18 protein-coding genes are annotated in these 21,094 nt (G+C 47.1%); 8 read left to right on the top strand and 10 right to left on the bottom strand.

The features are described from left to right. Nucleotides 1–4 precede the first annotated feature (4 nt). Genes fliG through fliE form a run of 3 tightly spaced genes read right to left on the bottom strand, consistent with a single transcriptional unit; the run spans nt 5 to nt 3,065 of the window. The gene (gene fliG, locus ACRC53_RS00515; protein WP_438641632.1) at nt 5–1,018 is read right to left on the bottom strand and encodes a flagellar motor switch protein FliG; all 1,014 of its coding nucleotides are present in this window, start codon (nt 1,016–1,018) and stop codon (nt 5–7) included. After that, the gene (gene fliF, locus ACRC53_RS00510) at nt 1,005–2,702 is read right to left on the bottom strand and encodes a flagellar basal-body MS-ring/collar protein FliF (protein WP_438641631.1); all 1,698 of its coding nucleotides are present in this window, start codon (nt 2,700–2,702) and stop codon (nt 1,005–1,007) included. Before fliF ends, fliG begins: the two co-directional genes overlap by 14 nt. Nucleotides 2,703–2,717: 15 nt before the next feature. Further along, entirely contained in the window at nt 2,718–3,065 is a 348-nt protein-coding gene (fliE, locus tag ACRC53_RS00505) for a flagellar hook-basal body complex protein FliE (protein WP_438641630.1), read from the bottom strand. A gap of 387 nt (nt 3,066–3,452) precedes the next feature. On the opposite strand from fliE, the gene ACRC53_RS00500 reads away from it, so the two are divergent. The 7 genes from ACRC53_RS00500 to flhA all read left to right on the top strand — a co-directional run bounded on the left by ACRC53_RS00500 (nt 3,453) and on the right by flhA (nt 9,863). Continuing rightward, complete coding sequence (locus tag ACRC53_RS00500; RefSeq protein WP_438641629.1) at nt 3,453–4,361, top strand: flagellar motor switch protein FliM; 909 nt, start codon at nt 3,453–3,455, stop codon at nt 4,359–4,361. Nucleotides 4,362–4,433: 72 nt separating this feature from the next. Beyond that, nucleotides 4,434–4,799 carry a flagellar motor switch protein FliN gene (gene fliN / locus ACRC53_RS00495; RefSeq protein ID WP_438641628.1) on the top strand — a complete coding sequence of 122 codons (366 nt, stop codon included), beginning with the start codon at nt 4,434–4,436 and terminating at the stop codon, nt 4,797–4,799. After that, nucleotides 4,799–5,536, top strand: coding sequence for a flagellar type III secretion system pore protein FliP (gene fliP, locus ACRC53_RS00490; protein ID WP_438641627.1), 738 nt, complete (start codon nt 4,799–4,801; stop codon nt 5,534–5,536). Before fliN ends, fliP begins: the two co-directional genes overlap by 1 nt. A gap of 15 nt (nt 5,537–5,551) precedes the next feature. Further along, entirely contained in the window at nt 5,552–5,821 is a 270-nt protein-coding gene (locus ACRC53_RS00485; RefSeq protein WP_438641626.1) for a flagellar biosynthetic protein FliQ, read from the top strand. Nucleotides 5,822–5,845: 24 nt separating this feature from the next. Beyond that, nucleotides 5,846–6,637, top strand: a complete 792-nt coding sequence (fliR, locus tag ACRC53_RS00480; protein ID WP_438641625.1) for a flagellar biosynthetic protein FliR — start codon at nt 5,846–5,848, stop codon at nt 6,635–6,637. Continuing rightward, on the top strand, nt 6,634–7,749 hold the full coding sequence (gene flhB, locus ACRC53_RS00475; RefSeq protein WP_438641624.1) for a flagellar biosynthesis protein FlhB: 1,116 nt from the start codon (nt 6,634–6,636) through the stop codon (nt 7,747–7,749). Before fliR ends, flhB begins: the two co-directional genes overlap by 4 nt. A gap of 11 nt (nt 7,750–7,760) precedes the next feature. Further along, nucleotides 7,761–9,863, top strand: a complete 2,103-nt coding sequence (flhA, locus tag ACRC53_RS00470; protein WP_438641623.1) for a flagellar biosynthesis protein FlhA — start codon at nt 7,761–7,763, stop codon at nt 9,861–9,863. Between the two features lie 101 nt (nt 9,864–9,964). On the opposite strand, the gene glmS is transcribed toward flhA, so the two are convergent. Further along, nucleotides 9,965–11,797 carry a glutamine--fructose-6-phosphate transaminase (isomerizing) gene (glmS, locus tag ACRC53_RS00465; protein WP_438641622.1) on the bottom strand — a complete coding sequence of 611 codons (1,833 nt, stop codon included), beginning with the start codon at nt 11,795–11,797 and terminating at the stop codon, nt 9,965–9,967. A 102-nt stretch (nt 11,798–11,899) separates the two neighbouring features. Further along, nucleotides 11,900–12,676: a DeoR/GlpR family DNA-binding transcription regulator gene (locus tag ACRC53_RS00460; RefSeq protein ID WP_438622556.1), complete on the bottom strand. Its 777-nt coding sequence runs from the start codon at nt 12,674–12,676 to the stop codon at nt 11,900–11,902. A 110-nt stretch (nt 12,677–12,786) separates the two neighbouring features. On the opposite strand from ACRC53_RS00460, the gene ACRC53_RS00455 reads away from it, so the two are divergent. Continuing rightward, a complete protein-coding gene (locus tag ACRC53_RS00455; protein ID WP_438641621.1) occupies nt 12,787–13,068 on the top strand; it encodes a hypothetical protein in 282 nt (93 codons plus the stop codon). 38 nt (nt 13,069–13,106) lie between these two features. Here ACRC53_RS00455 and glmU read toward each other — a convergent pair whose 3' ends face one another. From glmU to dnaA, 5 genes are all read right to left on the bottom strand, one after another. Then, the gene (gene glmU, locus ACRC53_RS00450) at nt 13,107–14,477 is read right to left on the bottom strand and encodes a bifunctional UDP-N-acetylglucosamine diphosphorylase/glucosamine-1-phosphate N-acetyltransferase GlmU (RefSeq protein WP_438641620.1); all 1,371 of its coding nucleotides are present in this window, start codon (nt 14,475–14,477) and stop codon (nt 13,107–13,109) included. A 337-nt stretch (nt 14,478–14,814) separates the two neighbouring features. Continuing rightward, nucleotides 14,815–17,223 carry a DNA topoisomerase (ATP-hydrolyzing) subunit B gene (gyrB, locus tag ACRC53_RS00445; RefSeq protein ID WP_438641619.1) on the bottom strand — a complete coding sequence of 803 codons (2,409 nt, stop codon included), beginning with the start codon at nt 17,221–17,223 and terminating at the stop codon, nt 14,815–14,817. A 30-nt stretch (nt 17,224–17,253) separates the two neighbouring features. After that, nucleotides 17,254–18,330: a DNA replication/repair protein RecF gene (gene recF / locus ACRC53_RS00440; RefSeq protein ID WP_438641618.1), complete on the bottom strand. Its 1,077-nt coding sequence runs from the start codon at nt 18,328–18,330 to the stop codon at nt 17,254–17,256. Nucleotides 18,331–18,366: 36 nt separating this feature from the next. Next, entirely contained in the window at nt 18,367–19,467 is a 1,101-nt protein-coding gene (dnaN, locus tag ACRC53_RS00435; RefSeq protein WP_438641617.1) for a DNA polymerase III subunit beta, read from the bottom strand. 4 nt (nt 19,468–19,471) lie between these two features. Continuing rightward, nucleotides 19,472–20,866, bottom strand: coding sequence for a chromosomal replication initiator protein DnaA (gene dnaA, locus ACRC53_RS00430; protein ID WP_438641616.1), 1,395 nt, complete (start codon nt 20,864–20,866; stop codon nt 19,472–19,474). Nucleotides 20,867–21,094: the final 228 nt, after the last annotated feature.

The following is a 21,094-nucleotide window of genomic DNA, read 5'->3' as shown; positions in this document are numbered from 1 at the left end:
CCGCTTATTCCACCACGTTTTCCGCAAATAGCGATAATTCGACTTCGCCGTCGTTGGCTAATTGACGCAAAACTTGCATGATTTCGGTACGTGCCTCTTCTACCGCACTCATGCGTACAGCCCCTTTGGTCTCCATATCTTCGCGTAGATATTGCGCTGCACGTTTTGGCAAACAAGCAAATATTTTTTCTTGCAAGGTTGTCGATGAACCCTTCATTGCCAGTGCCAACTGATCTTGTGGAACCTCTTCGATCATCCGGCTCAATGTTGCCTCGCTTTGACGCTCTAAAATGTCGAATTGGTACATACTCTCTTCGAGTTTCACCATCAAACTCGGATCGATATCGCGCAGTGACAACATGATCTCAGAAGTCCGATTCCCCATGCGATTAAGAATATCAACCGCTTTTTTAGTCCCATCCACTTGTGAGCTTGTGCGGTGTCCGACTTGCTGTAAGAATTTCTCCAGCAGTGTATGCACCTCATCAATCATATCGGGATGGATTTCATCTAAATTAGCCAATCGGTATAAGAGATCATCATGTGTTTCTGGTGGCAAACGGCTCAATAATTGGCTGGCCATATCGGGCTCTAAATAGGCCAAAAAAACCGCCTGCAACTGGGGATGCTCACTGACAATCAGTTCAACCAATTTTGAAGGCTCAAGCCATTGCAAACGTTGTAAGCTACTGCGCAAGGTATCACCATAGATACTGTCAATCAGCGGGCGAGCTAAAGAGCGACCCAGTGCTTTATCTAAGGTGCGTTCTAAATAACCACGCGAAGCGCCAGTAATACCCGACTCAGAACGAAAATCAGTAAAAAAACGTAGAAAAACAGATTGAGCCTGATCTTTTTTTACACCAGGTAAGCTTGCCATCATCACCGTCAGACGACTCACTTCTTCACGGCTAAGTTGTTTGAGGATATTCGCTGCAGCTTCTTCCCCCATACTTAAAAGCAAAATGGCTGCCTGTTGCAAACTATCTTGAGGCGGAATTACTTCAGTTTCCGTCATGTTGCTCAACCTTTATCCACTGTTTAATCACTTGCGCAACGCGTTCTGGCTCTTGATTAACCAAAAGCTGAATCCGCTCTAACTGCACTTCCAAGCCTGTTTCTGGTGATGGGAGTTCCAGCAAATTTTCGTTCAATGTGAGCCCCGGACGAGATGCCGGTAAGACTGCACCATTCTCAGCACCTTGTCGGCCCTCTTCAGGGTGTAATTCAACAGCGGTTGCCCCTTCATTCTCAGAAGAAACTGGCAATGCAGGATCATTAACAGGAAGCGGTTTAGCCAGTTGACGCAACACTGGGCGAACAACCCCAAACAACACGGCCAAAGCAACAACTGCGGCAAGCACATAACGTAAAACATCTAACCAGAATGGATCTTTCCACCATGGTGCATCAGCACTTAATGGGTTATCACTGGCGACAAAAGGAAAGACATGTAAGCTAATTTGATCCCCATTCGCCCCCCGTAAACCGAGTGCATCTTGCAACATGGTTGTTATCTGCTCTAGCTCTGCTTTAGGATACTTATCAGGCTTACCATTAATCAGAACCGACACACTCAAGTGTTGCAACTCACCCTGCTGATAACGAATATGACGTTGAGTTTTATCAAGCTGAAAATCCCGATTTAGCTCAGTTGTACGGTTAATCAACTCTTGATTGTTGGAGGTATTTTCTTGCGTTTCAGCCGCTTTATTATTGTTATTGTTTGCCGGTTTATCCGCAGGTTGGTTACTCAGTGCTCCTGGTACACCGGCGGTTTTCTCGGCATTACTGCGATCCTCACGGCTAAACTCACGGGATAGCGCCCCTTGTGGGTTATATACCTCTTCAGTGGCTTCTTTACGATCAAAGTTGACCTTAGCAGCAACTTGTATCTCAAAATTTCCCATTCCTAACATCGGATCGAGCATTCGAGTTGCACGATCAATGTAGCTACGCTCTAACCGATTTACATACTCTAAATATTGCGTATTCGTTTCATTTGCCTGTGTATCTGCATCATTAGCACTCAATAGTCGGCCAACTTGATCAACTACCGTCACATTCTCAGGTTTTAGATCAGTCACACTGCCAGAAACAAGATTCACAATTGCGCGAACCTGTTCTGACTTCAATGTCACACCCGGTTCAAGAGATACCGCAATTGAAGCCGAAGGCCGTTCTGGATTACCACGAATAAACAAAGTACGTTTAGGAATAGCCAAGTGCACACGTGCATTGGTAATACCATCTAGTGACATGATAGTACGGGCTAATTCACCTTCTAAACCATGTCGGTAACGCGCATCTTCAATAAACTGGCTAGTTCCTAAGCTATTATCCTTATCGAGGATCTCTAACCCTGTGGGTAATTGTACTTTTACTCCTGCAGCAGCCAACGCCATGCGCGCCTTACCCAGTTGATCACGCTCAACCATTAACTGGCCGTTATTTCCATCAACATAGAAATTAACACCTTGCTTGTCTAATACAGACATGACTTGGCTTTTATCGAACGCTTCATTATTGCCATACAGTGGGCGATATTCACTATTACCTAACCACAAGGCCAGTACGACAATACCCGTCACAATCAGCGCAATCACCCCAAGCAGCGCACTTAAGCGACGACCTTTCACTTTAGCCAGCATTGCCGATGAGGCTGGCAACTGAGCCCACTTTTTTTGTAATAATTCAGTCACGTCAAGATCCCACTGTTAGACCGGCATTTTCATAACATCATCATAGGCAGTCATCAATTTCTGCCGCACTTGAACTAATGCTGTAAAGGATAAACTCGCCTTTTGACTGGCAATCATCGCCCCCACTAAATCTTGGCTAACGCCAGTATCTACAGCAGTCACCATGTCTTTTGCTGTTTTACCTAAATCATCAACGCGATTCACCGCTTGAGTCAGTGCCACCCGGAAACTTGGCTCTTGCATACCAGAAGTAGTCAATGGATTAGCAGCCACCTTTTCTGTGTGGCTACCAATATTAATTTGTGATTTTATAGCTTCCATCTGGGCCAAGGTGTTCTGTATTCCGGGGGCGGTGTGGTACATAACGCGAACTCTCCGACATTCTTTGACAAACAAGGCTTTGATAAACAAGGAAACGGCCAGAAGTGCTCTGACCGTTTTACGTGTTGTTTAAAAAGCAAGTAACGTGCCAGTAATGAAGCCCCCCTTTAGCCATACCGACTATTCTTTGTCACTTGTCAATAAATACTCACTGTTCGGCTGGCAGGCATCTAACCTTTGCGAGTTTAGTCAAAAAAATGACATAGCTATTGCAATCACGCCCAGTTATATCCCCACCAACAACACACTCAAACCACCATTGGTTGACTAAAAACTGGCAAAGAATTTGCATTAAGTAGACCTTACTTATTATAAACACCGAGTTTTGCGGTCAAGAAAACCCGGTGAGACGTTGCCAGGTGAGCCGAAATGAAAACAACGAAACGAAAAATTATCTCCCCTAGCGAACAGGCGCATATCAAACCTTTTGATCTGGCAAACCCAGAGCACAGGATAGGGCTGCTACAAGCCACACTCGATACTATCTGCCAGCGTTTCGAGCGTTCTGCTAAACAGTTTTTTTTCAGTTTGCTGCGTAAACCGGTGAATTTTCATTTTGAGCAACAAGAGACCTTAAAGCTGCACGAATACTTAGCCTCAATTCCAAAGCCTAATAGCCAGCATGAGTTTCTTGTTGAACCGCATGAGATGTGCGGCCTAATTGCAATGGACGGAAACTTACTCTTTTTGATGGCAGATCTGTTTTTTGGTGGGAAAGGAACCAGTGTACGTCGGCGCAGCGAGATGAGTGATACCGAATTACGTTTAGTTGATCGAATTTTCCGCCAATTACTCGCCTTATTTGATGAGTGCTGGCACAACCAAACCCACTGGCATAGCCAAATAACGCAGCAACAATCACTGCATCTTAACAGCAGTATTGCCAACCAACCGCTGTTTCAGATCTGCCGTTTCTCGCTTCAGATAGGTGAACATACCGGTTGGTTTGATATTTCGCTGCCGTTTAACGGGCTGGAATTTTTACGCACCCCGACCACTGAAGAGGCAAGTGTAGAGCTAGATCCAACTCTACAAGCAAAAGTAGAAGAGCGGCTACAACAAGTTCCATTGCACTTAAAAACAATCTTATGCGAAAAATCTCTCACCTTAGGTGAGGTAATGGATTTACAAATTGGTGATGTGATCTCAGTAGAGATGCCATCGCAACTGACAGTACGTGCTGGAAATAGCCCACTGTTCAAAGCACGTATTGCCGAACGTAACGGCAATTTAGTATTGCGGGTTGATGATGTCCTTGATACATCGACATCGACCTAAATCATTTCACTGCCCAGCCACTGCTGGGAATACACATGATGTCCCATTTTTTGTCACTGCAAGGAATCTTCGATGTCCGAAACCCTAAATGATTTAAATCTGGATCTAAACGATCTCGATATAGGCGATTTGGCTACAGACACCCCCTCCTCCACACCGGAGACAGCCAACTACCCAACGGACATGAAGTTTATCCGTAACATTCCTGTAAAACTGACTTTAGAAGTGGGCAGTACAGAGTTAATGATTGGTGATCTTATGAGCATTAGCCGTGGCACAGTCATCGAGTTAGATAAACTCAACGGTGAACCGATGGATGTCAAAGTCAACGGCACGCTACTTGGTCATGCTGAAGTGGTGATCGTCAATAACAAATACGGTCTGCGTCTAACAAACGTAGTAGACAGCGATAATATGCTCAAAGAGTTATCCCACTGATGCGTAAACTTGGGTTATTTCTGCTATTGTGCCTACTTGCGCATCCTGTCTTTGCGGCAAATAATGGTATTGGCCTGCTAACCGTAACGCCGCAAGCCGATGGCGCACAAGAGTACAGCGTCAAGCTACAAATTTTACTGCTAATGACGGCGCTGTCATTTCTGCCAACAATGCTGCTAATGACCACCAGCTTTACCCGCATTATTATTGTCTTAGCTATCTTGCGTCAGGCTCTTGGTCTACAACAAAGCCCACCGAATCGGATCTTAATTGGCATTGCCTTAACGTTAACGCTATTTATTATGCGTCCTGTATTTAATGATATTTATGTCAATGCGTTTGAACCCTATCAAAATGAAACGCTAACGTTAAAACAAGCCGCCGCCCAAGCAGAAAAGCCCTTACGCAAATTTATGTTGGCACAAACACGCGAAAGTGATCTCCAGCAGTTACTCGATATTGCAGGTGAATCACGCGCAACACCACCAGAAAAAGTAGATTTTCTTATTCTGATGCCTGCTTTTGTGCTCAGTGAACTCAAAACATCATTCCAAATTGGTTTTATGCTTTTCATCCCCTTTCTCATTATCGATATGGTGGTCTCTAGCGTACTGATGGCGATGGGGATGATGATGTTATCGCCACTGATTATCTCATTACCCTTTAAGTTAATGATTTTTGTACTCGTTGATGGTTGGGCGATGACCGTAGGTACACTCAGTGCCAGCTTTGGTTGATCAAATAGGATAATTATGGATACCACTGTTATCGCTATTATTTTCGGCCAAGCCCTGACTGTCATTGCAACGATGGTCTGTATTTTAGTGCTGCCAAGTTTAGTGGTTGGTTTAATCGTTAGCATCTTTCAAGCCGCAACCCAAATTAATGAACAAACCTTGTCATTCTTACCACGATTTTTAGTGATGCTCGCAATGATAGGGTTTTCTGGATCATGGATGTTAACGACCTTACACGATCTGTTCACTCAGATTTTTCTTGATATTCCAACCTTAATCGGCTGATGAGTCTCACTGGATGCTAACCTGATGTTGACCTTAAGTGCTGCCGAGATTACCGCTTGGATAGGCATGCTGTGGTGGCCATTTTTCCGCTTAACAGCCGCTTTTTTAGTCATGCCTTTATTTGGTAATCCACAAATTCCTATTCAAGTACGCATTGGGTTGGCACTGTTAATCAGTGTCGTTGCGGCCCCCTTGATGCCTACAATGCCCTCTGTTGACCCTTTCTCACTGCTGGCGATTTTTTATGCGCTACAACAAATGATCATTGGCGCACTGCTTGGATTAGTCATTGATATTTTGTTTGCTGTATTCACCACCTTAGGGCAACTGCTCTCTATGCAGATGGGGCTTGGCATGGCAATGATGAATGATCCGGTCAATGGTATTAGTTCTGCGGTACTTGGGGTGATGTACCAAATGTATATTTCCTTGCTGTTTTTCGCCCTAAACGGCCATCTTGTTGTACTCGATATTCTAGTACGCAGCTTTAGCGCCATTCCAGTTGGTAGCATGCTGTCAGATATCGCCCTGCAACAGATAATAGATATGTTTGGTTGGATGATTGGGGCTGCCTTATTGCTCGCCTTACCTGCGATTGCCGCCATGTTATTGGTAAATTTAACCTTTGGGATTATGACTCGTGCAGCACCGCAACTTAACATTTACGCACTCGGATTCCCGATGACTCTCATGTGTGGTGTACTCAGTATTGGCTTAACACTCTCTAGCGTACCAGAAAACTTTACCCAATTTAGCCGCGAAGTACTCAACTTATTGGCAACAATTTACACCCCGCCACAAGCAGGTACACCATGAGCGGAGATAAGAGCGAAAAACCCACCGGGCAACGGTTAGATAAAGCCCGAAAAGAGGGGAACTTACCACGTTCTCGCGAGTTAGTAACCGCACTGTTAGTGCTCGGAGGAACAGTCACGTTATCTGCATTTAGTGGAATCTTAGGTAACCTACTAACAAATAGCATGCGCTATAACTTGACATTAAGTAAGCAAGAGATTTTTGATCCACAACTGGCCTTCAAACACCTTGGTGAAAGTTTGTCTGCCATGAGTTGGGCACTGCTTGCCCCATTGAGCCTTCTTATGTTAATTGCCCTCATTGGCAATGTGTTGCGTGGTGGCTGGAATGTGAGTATCGAATCATTACAACCTAAATTCTCTAAGCTCAACCCTATCAGTGGAATGGGCCGCATGTTCTCTTCACAATCGATTGCCGAGCTAATAAAAAGCGTACTCAAAACGGCACTGATCGCATTAACACTGTGGGCAGTTATTGGCGATAAAATACAGATATTACTGAGCCTACAACACCGTGATATCGGCACTGCCATCACCTTAACACTTGATCTTATCTGGTCAACCGTATTGCTATATGGGCTCGCTTTACTGCTAATAGCCCTGCTTGATCTCCCTTACACTCAGTGGCAATACATCAAAAAACTCAAAATGAGTAAGCAGGAAGTTAAAGAAGAGCACAAAAATAGCGATGGTAATCCGCAAATAAAATCACGGATTCGTAACTTACAGCGCCAAATGGCTATGCGCCGAATGCATAAAGTGATCCCTCAAGCGGATGTCATCATCACAAACCCAACTCACTATGCAGTGGCACTAAAGTATGATCAAAATAAAGCCGAAGCCCCCTTTGTACTGGCCAAAGCCGTAGACACAATGGCATTGCAAATGCAGCAACTTGCTCGTCAACATCATTGCCCGATTGTTAATGTTCCCCCCTTAACAAGAGCGGTGTATTACTCCACTAAAGAGTGGCAAGAGATCCCCGCGGGGCTATATACCGCCGTCGCCCATATTCTGACTTATGTTTTCCATCTAGAAGAGTACCGGCTCGGACGCGGTTTACCCCCTCCACCCTTGCCTGAATTAACCATTCCGCCAGAGTTGCGCCACTAAGCGAAGAGATGATGTCTATAAAACTATCTACATTCACCCGTTACCTACGTCAAGGGCAAATCGGCATTCCACTGATGCTGCTCGTTTTGCTTGCCATGGTGATTTTACCTATTCCACCATTATTGTTGGATATGTTTTTCACCTTCAATATTGTACTGGCGCTCTTGGTTCTATTGGTCAGCGTCTACAGTAAACGGCCGCTTGATTTCTCCTCATTTCCAACGGTCTTACTGATCGCCACATTACTGCGTCTTGGTCTCAACGTGGCTTCAACCCGTGTCGTATTACTCAATGGCCATGAAGGGGGGGATGCAGCAGGTAAGGTTATCCAGGCTTTTGGTGAAGTCGTTATTGGCAGTAACTATGTTGTCGGGATCGTCGTCTTTGTCATCTTAATGATCATCAACTTTGTCGTTGTGACAAAAGGGGGGGAGCGGATCTCAGAGGTAGGAGCACGTTTTACCCTTGATGCGATGCCAGGCAAACAGATGGCTATTGATGCCGATCTAAATGCTGGATTAATTGACCACGAACAAGCTCGTCGCCGTCGGGAAGATGTCTCTAACGAAGCCGATTTTTATGGCGCGATGGACGGCACATCCAAGTTTGTACGCGGTGATGCTGTCGCCGGCATGTTAATTTTGTTTATCAATATCATCGGTGGGATCAGCATCGGGGTATTCCAACATGGCATGCCGTTTAGCAATGCGTTTCAAACTTATGCTTTATTAACGATTGGTGATGGTTTGGTTGCCCAAATTCCATCATTGCTTCTTTCCACTGCTGCTGCAATTATCGTTACCCGCGTTACAGATCAAGGCACATTTTCTCAACAAATTAGTCGGCAAATGTTGGCATCACCAGTGGTGCTATTTGTTGTTGCCACTATCATGCTGATCTTAGGTTTAGTACCTGGCATGCCGCATTTTGCCTTTTTCGCCTTTGCTGGCGTTGTTGCTCTCGCGGGTTGGAAAATGCGTCACTACCATGAAAGTGACACAAAAGACAGTGATCTGCATCGAGCAGAAGCCCTTATACAATCACCCGAATTTGGCACAATCTCTGAGATCAGCAACAACGATATCCCGGCGGTCTATACCTTAAGTATTGCGGTCGGTTATAGATTGGTGCATTTAATTGATCAGCGTCAAGGCGCTGAATTGCTTAATCGTCTGACGGGTATCCGTAAAACCTTATCTGAATCACGCGGTTTTCTTATCCCACAAATTCGTGTACACGATGATTTAACACTCAATCCAGACGAATACCGTATCAGTTTGCGTGAAGCGGTACTTGTTCATACAGAGTTAGAGGATAACCACCTTTTAGCCATCAATCCTGGCGAAGTTTATGGCAATATCGATGGTATTTTAACCACTGATCCTGCTTATCAGATGGAAGCTGTATGGATTCAGCCAGACAACAAAGATCGCGCAGTCAACTATGGCTATACAGTTGTAGATCATGCCACTATTTTATCAACGCACGTAAGTAAAATTATTCATGACTATATTGATGAGGTGATGGGCCCCCCAGAAGTGCGCCAGATCATCAATCGTTTGCAAGAAAGTGATGCTAAAATGGCTGAGGAGTTGCAACAACGCCTCAACCCACAACAATTATTGCGAGTATTTCGTCAGTTAGCCGCTGAAAATGTGTCACTTCGCGATATTGTCACTATAACTAACTCTCTGTTAGAGTCAGCCGAACTGACTAAAGATCCGATTTTACTGTGTGCTGATGTGCGTTGTGCACTACGTCGCCCATTACTGTATCAATTAGTTGGCAATCGCAGTGATATCCCTGTGATTACATTAGCCGCTGAACTGGAGAGTATTCTTTTAGGCGCTCTTAGTCAGGCCCAACAAGCCGGCCATGTCCAGCTTGATGGTTTTGCACTCGAACCTGGCGTTATTGAAAAGTTACAATACAGCTTACCGCAAGTAGTCGACAATATGCGTATGGCAGGCCATGCACCATTACTCATGGTCATGCCACAGTTACGCCCATTATTATCACGCTATGCCCGTGTCTGTGCCCCAGGTCTTAATGTGCTATCGTTTAATGAAATTCCTGACGATAAGAATGTGTCAGTAGTAGGAAATTTGGGGTGAGACTTTTTTATCGCGTCATCATCCCAAAGTAAATCTCATGATTGACCAAATAATAAAACCGCGGATAACCGCGGTTTTATTATAGTGATATGACTTATCAATCACTCCACCGTCACCGATTTAGCCAGATTTCGCGGCTGATCGACATCAGTTCCCTTATTCACTGCCACGTGATAAGACAGCAATTGCAAAGGAATGGTATAGAAAATCGGTGCAACATCATCTTCTACGGGTGGCAACGGAATAATGTTCATCCCTTCTGCCGCAGTAAAATCGGTATCCTGCGCGGTAAAGACATACAGCTGACCGCCGCGTGCGCGCACCTCTTCAATATTTGATTTAAGTTTTTCCAGCAATTCATTATTCGGTGCAACCACAATCACCGGCATATCGGCATCAATCAGCGCCAGCGGGCCGTGTTTTAGCTCACCGGCAGCATAAGCTTCGGCATGAATGTAAGAGATCTCTTTGAGTTTCAGCGCCCCTTCCATCGCAATCGGGTACTGATCACCGCGCCCTAAAAACAGCGCATGTTGCTTCTCGTTAAAATCCATCGCCAGCTTTTCAATCACCTTATCGAACGACAACATCTGCTCAATCCGGCTTGGCAGTGCCTGTAACGCCTGCACCAGCGTACGCTCACGTGCATCACTCATCTGATGTAAACGGCCAATTCGCCCAACCAGTAGCAGCAATGCGGCTAATTGGGTAGTAAATGCCTTGGTCGACGCTACACCAATCTCAGCACCGGCGCGGGTCATCAACGATAAATCTGACTCACGCACCAATGATGAACCCGGCACATTACATACCGCCAGCGATCCCAAATAGCCCAGCTCTTTCGATAAACGCAGCGCCGCAAGGGTATCGGCCGTTTCGCCCGACTGCGATAACGTGATAAGTAAACTTCCAGGGCGCAGTACCGATTTACGATAGCGAAACTCAGAGGCGATCTCCACATTACAGGCAACACCGGCAATGCTCTCAAACCAATAACGCGCCACTGCCCCCGCATGGTACGACGTACCACACGCCACAATCTGCACATGCTGCACAGCTGACAGCAAGCGGTCAGCCTCTTCACCCAGCTCACTTAAATCCACTAACCCATGGCTGATTCGCCCCTTAAGGGTATTTTTTATCGCCACCGGCTGCTCATAAATCTCTTTTTGCATATAGTGCCGGAACTGGCCTTTATCACCAGCATCATGCTGCACGCTCGACTCAATAATCGCGCGATCAACGGCCTGCCCCTGCGCGTTGACAATATTCACCTCACGGCGTGTCACCTCGGCAACATCACCCTCTTCCAAAAAGATAAAACGGCGGGTTACCGGCAGCAGCGCTAACTGATCAGAGGCAATAAAGTTCTCACCCAGACCTAAGCCAATGACCAACGGGCTGCCAGAACGTGCTACCACTACGCGGCTCGGATCACGGCAATCCATCACCACAGTGCCGTATGCACCACTGAGCTGGCGCAACATCCGCTGCACCGCTGCAAACAGGCTGCCACCGTGCTCGGTCAGCTCCCAGTGCGTTAAATGTGCGATAACCTCGGTATCGGTCTGTGAACTGAACACATAACCCCGATCACGCAGTTGCGCGCGCAGTGACTCATAGTTTTCGATAATGCCGTTATGCACCACCGCAATAAACTCAGAAGTGTGCGGATGTGCATTCGCTTCAGAAGGTTCACCGTGTGTAGCCCAACGGGTATGCGCAATACCGGTTCCGCCTACAATCGGCTGTTGCTCAATCGCCTCAGCCAGCACCTGCACTTTACCCAAACGGCGAATACGCTGTAGCTCACCTTGTGCATTAACGACTGCAACACCTGCCGAGTCATAACCGCGATACTCTAAACGGCGCAACCCTTCAAGTAAAATCTCTGCAACATCCCGCTGCGCTACCGCGCCAACAATTCCACACATCGTATTCAATTCCTTGATAAATGATCACTGCCTGTCTATCACGACAACATCTGGCACTGACAATGGTTAACGCTGACAATCATGCATGCTGGCCGCAGCCCACTACAGGCTCGGTACCTGTGCGCACAAAACCTGCACACCCTGCTGTTCAATATGTAATTTAATGTCAGGGTCAATTCCCTGATCGGTCACCAAACAGGTGATCTGTGACCATGGCAACTCTAAGTTAGGAATTTTGCGCCCAACCTTGTGCGACTCCGCCAGCACAATCACCTCACGTGCTACCTCGGCCATCACCCGCGATAACCCGAGCAGCTCATTAAAGGTTGTCGTGCCACGCGCAGGGTCAATGCCCGCTGCGCCGACAAACAGCTGATCAAAGTCATACGAGCGCAATACCTGCTCGGCCACCTGCCCCTGAAATGACTCGGAATGCGGATCCCATGTTCCGCCGGTCATTAAAATAGTAGGCTCGATCTCCAGTTCCTGCAAAGCTGCTGCCACACTCATCGCATTGGTCATCACCACCAGACCACGATAACCGGCCAAATGCGGGATCACCGCTGTTGTCGTGCTACCCGAATCAATAATCAGCCGGTTATGATCACGGATCAGCGTCGCAGCCAGCGCCGCTATCGCTAACTTTTGCAACGAAACTTTATCCTCTTCCGGTTCGCTCACCAACTCTTGAGGGATCAGCACCGCACCACCGTAGCGGCGTAACAGCAAACCATTACGCTCTAACTCAGCCAAATCTTTACGAATGGTCACTTCAGAGGTTTCAAAACGGCGGGCAAGCACATCAACGCTCACTTCCCCCTGCTCACGCAGTAAATTAACAATCGTATGTCGCCGCTGCTGGGTATTGCGTTTACTCATGCACTGCCACCAAAAGTTTCGATTAAGCATTTTACGAAATATAAAACGCATTATATTCTTACGAAACGAAAGATCAACAGTAAAACACCCTCCACCAACCACTAGGGAAAATGAAAAAAAGTACAAACAAAGCCCACAAGAAGCGATCAAAACAAAAAACAAAACATACAGAGGGATTTTTAGACAATAAAGCCATAAGCGCGAAGTCTTGGTATGTACGGCTAGCTCAAGAAAATAGATCAGGCAAAAATAGAACAGGCAGAGCAGATACCGCTCAGTGCATACCGATAAAAAAAGGGCTGAGAAAACTCAGCCCTGATGTCATTATTTCGCACTATGTTGTTGATGTGTTATCACCACATCTTATCGTATTGTCTTACATCTCAGCCTAAAACTTGCCGCTTTACACTGAGAACATCCGGATAAAAAATTAGGCTTTTTTGACCGGACGCTGCCAACCCTGAATATGGCGCTGGGCCACACGGCTGATCACTAACTCATTTTCAGCGATATTTTTAGTCACCGTCGAACCGGCACCAATTGTTGCACCATCGGCTACTGTTACAGGCGCAACTAACTGCGTATCCGAGCCGACAAACACATCATTACCGATCACCGTCTGGAATTTATTCACGCCATCATAATTACAGGTGATAGTACCAGCCCCGATATTCACACGCTCACCGATCACCGCATCCCCCAAATAGGTCAGATGATTGGCTTTCGAACCTTTACCGAGCGTTGATTTTTTCATCTCAACAAAATTGCCAAGATGCGCATCATCTTGCATAACAGAGCCTGGGCGTAAACGGCCGTAAGGGCCGACAGAACAACCCGCGCCTACTGTTGAATCATCAATCAGGCTGTATGGCTTAATGTCAGTATCATCGCCAATCACGCAATCTTTCAGCACACAACCGGTACCCACTCGCACACGGTTACCCAGAACCACACGCCCCTCAAGGATAACGTTGGTGTCGATCACCACATCACGGCCACACTCAACCGTGCCACGTAAATCAAAACGATCAGGGTCAAGCAGCATCACCCCTTCAAGCAGCAGACGATCGCTCTGCTCACGCTGATAAATACGCTCTAAACGTGATAACTGCTGACGATTGTTGACACCCTCAACTTCGTAGAAGTGAGTTGGGTGCACGGCCACGATTTCATGCTGCTCAACGTGCGCCATCGCGATCACGTCGGTCATGTAATACTCGCCCTTGGCGTTATCATTGTTGAGCTGGCTTAACCAGTGTTTGAGGTTTTTACCGTCAGCCACCAGAATGCCGGTGTTCACTTCACGGATACTCAACTGCTCGGCGCTGGCATCTTTATGCTCAATAATGCCGGAAACCTTACCGTTTTCACGTAAAATACGCCCGTAACCGGCCGGATTATCCAGTTTTGCGGTCAGCAAACCAATGCCATCAACCGGCTTTGCCTGCAACAAACGCTTCAAGGTATTGGCCGAGATCAACGGCACATCACCGTACAGCATCAAGATCACTTCATCATCGGCAAAATGCGGTGCAGCCTGTTGCATTGCATGGCCAGTACCCAGCTGCTCAGCTTGGATCACCCAGTTTAGGTCATCGCCGCTCAAACGCGCTTGCAGTTGATCACCACCGTGGCCGTAGATCAGATGAATGTTCTCGGCACCAATACTGCGCGCAGTATCAATAACATGCGAAACCATCGGCTTTCCGGCGATCGGATGTAGTACTTTTGGCAAGTCGGAGTGCATCCGCGTGCCTTTGCCTGCTGCCAGAATGACCACACTAAAACGTTTAATTGTCATGCTGAAACCTGATTTGTAAGAAGTAGGAGAAAACAGAGATGATGTACGGGGGATAGCAGCCAACAACAGCACAACGCGGGTGGCACTTCCTTGCCATACACTCTATTTTTTTAATGATGGGATGAAGTGTAACCTAATAATAAATAAAGAAAAGCTGTCGCCGATCACCGACACACTTCATAACAACTTGTAATTAAAGCTATTATTTCTGGGGTCAAAACCGCAGGCATAAAAAAAAGAGCAGTTTCCCGCTCTTTTTTTTGGTATTTTTTTATACGCCCGCGCACGTAAATATCAGTACTCACACATCAGCGCACAGGCCTTAAAAATACGATAACTAGATATCAAGGTTAGCGTTCAGCGCGTTCAGCTCAATAAAGGCACGACGCGGCTCAACTTCATCACCCATCAGCGTAGTAAATAGCTGATCTGCGGCAATCGCATCTTTAATCGTTACCTGCAACATACGGCGGCTGTTCGGATCCATCGTCGTTTCCCACAGCTGATCAGGGTTCATTTCGCCCAGACCTTTGTAACGCTGCAATGAGAAACCACGGCGTGACTCTTTCACCAACCACTCCAGTGCCTGCTCAAAACTGCCGACCGGCTGACGGCGTTCGCCACGCTCAACAAATGCCGTCTCATCGAGCAGTTCACGCAATTGCTCACCGAGCGTACAGATACGGTGGTATTCGCCGCCATGAATGAAATCAAAGTCCAGCAGATAGTCAGTATCAATACCGTGTGTACGTACCGTTACCACCACCTCAAACAGATGGCGCTCTTGGTTTTCACGCACATTAAAGCTGTAGCTGCTGCCTGAAGTTTCACTTGCTGCCAGTTTTGCCACCAGCGAATCGGCCCATGTTGTCAGAGTCTCGCGATCATTTAACGCTTTCTCATCTAAGGTAGGGTGATAAATCAGCTCTTTGAGCAGTGCTTCAGGATAACGGCGTGCTAAACGACGGATCAGTTTAATCACCCCGTTATACTCTTTCACTAAACTTTCCAGCGCCATACCCGACATTGCCGGAGCATGCTCATTCACAAACAGATTCGCACCGTCTAATGCCAGTGAAATCTGGTACTGATCCATCGCATCATCATCTTTGATGTACTGCTCTTGCTTGCCTTTTTTCACCTTATACAGCGGCGGCTGGGCAATATAGACATAGCCACGCTCGATAATTTCCGGCATCTGACGGTAGAAGAAGGTCAGCAGCAGTGTACGAATGTGCGATCCATCCACATCGGCATCGGTCATGATAATAATGCTGTGGTAACGCAGCTTGTCCGGATTGTACTCGTCACGACCAATGCCACAACCTAGAGCTGTGATCAGCGTGACCACCTCTTGGGAGGAGAGCATTTTGTCAAAACGGGCCTTCTCTACGTTCAGGATCTTACCTTTTAACGGCAAAATCGCCTGATTTTTACGGTTACGCCCCTGCTTGGCTGAACCGCCCGCAGAGTCCCCTTCCACAATGTAGAGTTCAGACAGCGCAGGATCTCGCTCCTGACAATCAGCCAGCTTACCGGGTAAACCGCCTAAGTCGAGCGCACCTTTACGGCGCGTCATCTCACGGGCCTTCCGTGCCGCTTCGCGCGCACGAGCCGCATCAATGATCTTACCGACCACAATCCGCGCATCCGCTGGATTTTCGAGCAGGAACTCCTGCATCTTTTCACCCATCAAAGACTCAACCGCCGGCTTCACCTCTGAAGAGACCAACTTATCTTTGGTCTGGGAAGAGAACTTAGGATCAGGCACTTTGACCGATACAACTGCGGTTAACCCTTCACGTGAGTCATCACCAATCATATTGATCTTGGCTTTTTTCGCAAAACCCTCTTTCTCAATGTAAGCATTGAGGCTACGGGTCATTGCCGCACGAAATCCGGCCAGATGTGAGCCACCATCACGCTGTGGAATGTTATTGGTAAAGCAGTATAGGTTCTCTTGGAAACCATCATTCCACTGCAACGCCACTTCCACACCGATCCCGTCTTTCTCTGACGAGAAATAGCAAACTTTATCGTGAATCGGAGTTTTATTGCGGTTTAGATACTCAACAAACGCCTGAATTCCGCCCTCATATTTGAAATGGTCACTCTTATCACTGCGTTTATCTTGCAGCATAATTGAGACACCTGAGTTCAAAAAGGAGAGTTCACGCAAGCGCTTTGCCAGAATTTCATACTGAAATTCAATATTGGTAAAGGTGTTTGGGCTTGGCCAGAAACGAACGCGCGTACCGGTTGCCGTTGTGTCACCGACCACAGCCAGTGGTGCTTGCGGTTCACCTAAACGGTAAATCTGCTCATGCACTTTACCTTCACGGCGAATCGTCAGTTCTAGTTTGTCTGACAACGCGTTAACCACCGAAATACCCACACCGTGCAGGCCACCGGAAACTTTATACGAATTATCATCAAACTTACCGCCAGCGTGCAGCACGGTCATGATCACTTCCGCCGCAGAAACTCCCTCTTCAGGGTGAATACCGGTCGGAATACCGCGACCATCATCTTGTACGGAAACTGAATTATCCGCATGAATGGTCACGATGATATCTTTACAGTGTCCGGCGAGGGCTTCGTCGATTGCGTTATCCACCACTTCGAACACCATGTGGTGCAAACCGGTGCCATCATCGGTATCACCGATATACATGCCAGGACGCTTACGTACTGCGTCTAGCCCTTTCAGAACCTTGATACTTGAGGAGTCATAGGTGTTCGACATTAGAATATCTCGCCTTCTTATCCTGCACTGTCATTGTGCGCTTATTTTGCCCTGTTCCACATAGAACATCTTGCCCTGCTCACCAGTCATATCACTGATCTGTTCAGGACTAATGGCGCTTACAAATACTTGCGCCCCAGTCTGTTTGAGCTTGTTAGCCAACAACTGTCGTCGTTCGCTGTCGAGCTCAGAGGCAAAATCATCAATCAAATAAATACATTGGCGTGCACTGCGCTGGGTCAAGTATTGCCCTTGTGCCAAACGCAATGCACACATCAACAATTTGAGCTGTCCGCGGGACAACACATCTTCTACCGGTGCACCTGCCACACGAAAACGAAAATCCGCCTTGTGCGGGCCTACTGCGGTATAAGTGAGCGCACGATCACGCTCAAAATCACGCTCTAGTAGTGCGGCATACTCAGCGCCTTTCTCCCAGCCGCGGTGAAAACTGACGCTGATGGGTAACTCAGGTAAAAATAGCGTGCAAGTCTGCTGAATCTCTACGGCAATTGCCTCAGCATACGCACTACGCCATGCGCTGACACTGTCTGCTAATTGTACCAGCTCACGGTCCCAAGGGCGTAGCTCTGCATAACGCCGTGCCGATTTTAACGCAGCATTACGCTGTTTGAGCAGACGTTTAAGATTACTCCATGCAGGATAAAACGCCGTTTCATCATGGAATAACCCCCAATCAAGAAATGCACGCCGATACTTCGGACCACCGTTTAACAGCGTAAACCCCTCTGGCGTAATCAATTGCATAGGCAATAACTGAGCTAACTCAGCCACCTTATGCCCATCTTGCCCATCAATACGCACCGTCGTCTCACCTTGGCGCGTTTTTTGTAGCCCCAATGAAGCCGTATGCTGCCCATCCTGCACCCGACCATGCAGTACAAAGTGCGGCTGTTCATGCTGGATAACACGGCTGGTCAACTGGCTTTTAAACGAACGCGCGTGCCCAAGGTAATAAATCGCCTCAAGCACACTGGTTTTCCCACTACCGTTAGCCCCGACCAGAAAATTAAATCCGCTGTCAAAGGTCAGATCTGCATGGGAGATATTACGAAAATCCTGCACTAACAGGCGCGTTATCGCCATGTTAAAAAAAACTGCCGTCAGTCACAATGTTGGCCACTACAAACGCATCGGCATCACGACATAAGCCGCTGAATCACTTGCACAATCTTCAATCTGTGCACTCGATACTGAATCGTTTAACAGCAAACGAACACGGTCACATTTGAGGGTATTTAATACATCCAGCACGTAGCTAACATTAAACCCAATTTCTAGCTCTTGCCCTTGATAGTCCACATCGAGGATCTCTTCTGCTTCCTCTTGTTCAGGGTTATTGGCAGTGATTTTCAGCAAATTTGGTGCTATGTGTAGGCGAACGCCCCGAAACTTCTCATTAGATAAAATCGCCGCACGTGAAAAGGCCTGTTTAAGCTCGTCACAGCCAGCTTCTAGTGATTTATCCGGATTTTTGGGCAATACGCGGCGGTAGTCTGGAAAACGGCCATCCACCAACTTTGAGGTAAAAGTAAAATCACCCACCATTGCCCGTAAATTACCGCGCCCGATCTTCAATAATAACGGTGTCTCCCCGCCATCAAGCAACCGAACCAGCTCTAGCACCCCTTTACGTGGCACAATCACCGAATGCTGCGGTAAATCTTGCCCGATAGGCATATTACAGACCGCCAAGCGGTGGCCATCAGTTGCTACCGTTCGCAGCGTTTCACCTTCAGTTTCAAACAGCATACCGTTCAGGTAATAACGCACATCTTGATGTGCCATTGAAAATTGCGTTGCATCAATCAAGCGGCGTAACGTGGCCTGTGGCAGCGCAAATTCAACTTCACTTTGCCAATCATCCAAATTGGGAAAGTCGGCTGCCGGTAGGGTTGAGAGTGAAAAACGGCTGCGACCAGAGCGCAACAAAACCCGATCACCATCAAGCAGCACGGTAATCTCAGCACCGTCAGGCAGACCACGGCAGATATCAAGAAACTTGCGCGCAGGCACCGTCACCGCACCATTTTGCTGTTCACTCAGCAGGGCGATGCGTACAACCATCTCAACTTCCAGATCAGTACCGGTAATCAGCAGGCAGCCTTCCGCTACTTGTAATAACAAGTTGCCTAAAATCGGTAAAGACGGTCGCCCACCTAGAGCTCCGCAAACCTGCTGTAACGGTTTTAGCAGGCGTTCACGTTCTACGATAAATTTCATGGCGTTATGATGACAATGTCCGAATTAAGTTAGAGTAATCTTCTTTGATATCGTGGCTCTCTTCACGCAACTGCTCTATCTTGCGGCAAGCATGCAACACAGTTGTATGGTCTCGGCCACCAAACGCATCACCAATTTCAGGTAAACTGTGGTTAGTTAGCTCTTTGGATAACGCCATCGCCATCTGACGAGGTCGGGCAACCGAGCGTGAGCGCCGTTTTGACAACAGATCTGCGACTTTAATTTTATAGTACTCGGCAACAGTCTTTTGAATATTATCGATAGTGACCAGCTTTTCCTGCAGAGCCAGCAGATCGCGCAGTGCTTCACGCACAAAATCAATGGTAATTGCCCGACCAGTAAAGTTGGCATTGGCAATCACCCGATTCAACGCCCCCTCTAATTCTCGCACATTCGAGCGCAGGCGTTTAGCGATAAAAAAGGCCACTTCATCGGGTAAACGGATATTATTTTCATCCGCCTTTTTCATCAAAATGGCAACCCGCGTCTCTAGCTCTGGTGGCTCAATAGCAACCGTTAAACCCCAGCCAAAACGCGATTTAAGCCGGTCTTCCACTCCGTTAATCTCTTTAGGATAACGGTCAGAGGTTAAAATAATCTGCTGATTACCCTCTAACAACGCATTGAAAGTGTGGAAGAACTCTTCTTGAGAACGCTCTTTGTTGGCAAAAAACTGAATATCATCAATGAGCAGTGCATCAACAGAACGGTAGTAACGCTTAAACTCTTCAATTGCGTTGTTTTGCAGGGCCTTTACCATATCTTGCACAAACCGCTCAGAGTGCATATACACCACTTTGGCGTTCGGCTTACGGGCAATAATCCCGTTACCTACCGCATGCAATAGATGGGTTTTTCCAAGGCCAGTACCACCATATAAAAACAGTGGATTATACGCCCCACCGGGATTATCAGCCACCTGACGAGCTGCAGCACGGCCAAGCTGGTTTGATTTACCTTCTACAAAATTATCAAAGCAGTGCTTTGGATTTACATTAGAACGATGCTGAATATCAGGCCGTACAGGTGCTAAATCCCAACTGCGCGATGGCGCAGACTTGAGTTGCGGAACTGCTGCAACAACAGGTGCAGATGGGCGTGCAGAAGTAGACTCTGGCAGCACAACGCTAACAGGTTTACTGCCGACTTCAAAACGCAATTCTGGCGTTTGTGCACCACAATAATCATTTAGCAGGCGATTAATACTGTTTAAGTACTTATCGCGAACCCAATCCAATACAAAACGGTTTGGCGCATATAACGTCAACGTATTGTCGCGTAGCTCCGCCTGTAGGGGACGGATCCACATGCTGAATTCGGTGGCTTGTAGCTCTTCTTGCAACTGGGCAAGACACTGCTGCCAAAGCGAAGATGACACGGCGGACTCCACTCGAACAATACCTATACAAAAGGGAAACACACAGTCCCCAAATAAGATCTCTACTCTAACCTCAGATCACGATCAGAGGACCGATGATCATAGCCTAAAGCCCGGCTAAGATCTTCTGTTATCCACAGAAAAATCGCGATCCGATCCCCAGCATGATCAGCCAATGGAACAAAACCCAGCCGTTTACTCAAGGATCATTCTGATCCTTGTACTTAT

This window comes from Plesiomonas sp., from assembly GCF_051652165.1.
Lineage (GTDB): Bacteria > Pseudomonadota > Gammaproteobacteria > Enterobacterales > CAMTGL01 > Plesiomonas.
The sequence above is the reverse complement of the archived record's forward strand: the minus strand, read 5'-3'. Positions and strand labels throughout refer to the sequence as shown.

Excerpts from the sequence above, each read along its gene's own strand:
- ACRC53_RS00500 (WP_438641629.1), top strand. The coding sequence starts at position 3,453 with ATGAAAACAACGAAACGAAAAATTATCTCCCCTAGCGAACAGGCGCAT.
- ACRC53_RS00455 (WP_438641621.1), top strand. The coding sequence starts at position 12,787 with ATGAAAAAAAGTACAAACAAAGCCCACAAGAAGCGATCAAAACAAAAA.
- flhA (WP_438641623.1), top strand. The coding sequence starts at position 7,761 with ATGTCTATAAAACTATCTACATTCACCCGTTACCTACGTCAAGGGCAA.
- glmU (WP_438641620.1), bottom strand. The coding sequence starts at position 14,477 with ATGACAATTAAACGTTTTAGTGTGGTCATTCTGGCAGCAGGCAAAGGC.
- recF (WP_438641618.1), bottom strand. The coding sequence starts at position 18,330 with ATGGCGATAACGCGCCTGTTAGTGCAGGATTTTCGTAATATCTCCCAT.
- fliP (WP_438641627.1), top strand. The coding sequence starts at position 4,799 with ATGCGTAAACTTGGGTTATTTCTGCTATTGTGCCTACTTGCGCATCCT.
- fliE (WP_438641630.1), bottom strand. The coding sequence starts at position 3,065 with ATGTACCACACCGCCCCCGGAATACAGAACACCTTGGCCCAGATGGAA.
- ACRC53_RS00460 (WP_438622556.1), bottom strand. The coding sequence starts at position 12,676 with ATGAGTAAACGCAATACCCAGCAGCGGCGACATACGATTGTTAATTTA.
- fliR (WP_438641625.1), top strand. The coding sequence starts at position 5,846 with ATGTTGACCTTAAGTGCTGCCGAGATTACCGCTTGGATAGGCATGCTG.
- gyrB (WP_438641619.1), bottom strand. The coding sequence starts at position 17,223 with ATGTCGAACACCTATGACTCCTCAAGTATCAAGGTTCTGAAAGGGCTA.
- glmS (WP_438641622.1), bottom strand. The coding sequence starts at position 11,797 with ATGTGTGGAATTGTTGGCGCGGTAGCGCAGCGGGATGTTGCAGAGATT.
- dnaN (WP_438641617.1), bottom strand. The coding sequence starts at position 19,467 with ATGAAATTTATCGTAGAACGTGAACGCCTGCTAAAACCGTTACAGCAG.
- flhB (WP_438641624.1), top strand. The coding sequence starts at position 6,634 with ATGAGCGGAGATAAGAGCGAAAAACCCACCGGGCAACGGTTAGATAAA.
- fliN (WP_438641628.1), top strand. The coding sequence starts at position 4,434 with ATGTCCGAAACCCTAAATGATTTAAATCTGGATCTAAACGATCTCGAT.
- ACRC53_RS00485 (WP_438641626.1), top strand. The coding sequence starts at position 5,552 with ATGGATACCACTGTTATCGCTATTATTTTCGGCCAAGCCCTGACTGTC.
- fliG (WP_438641632.1), bottom strand. The coding sequence starts at position 1,018 with ATGACGGAAACTGAAGTAATTCCGCCTCAAGATAGTTTGCAACAGGCA.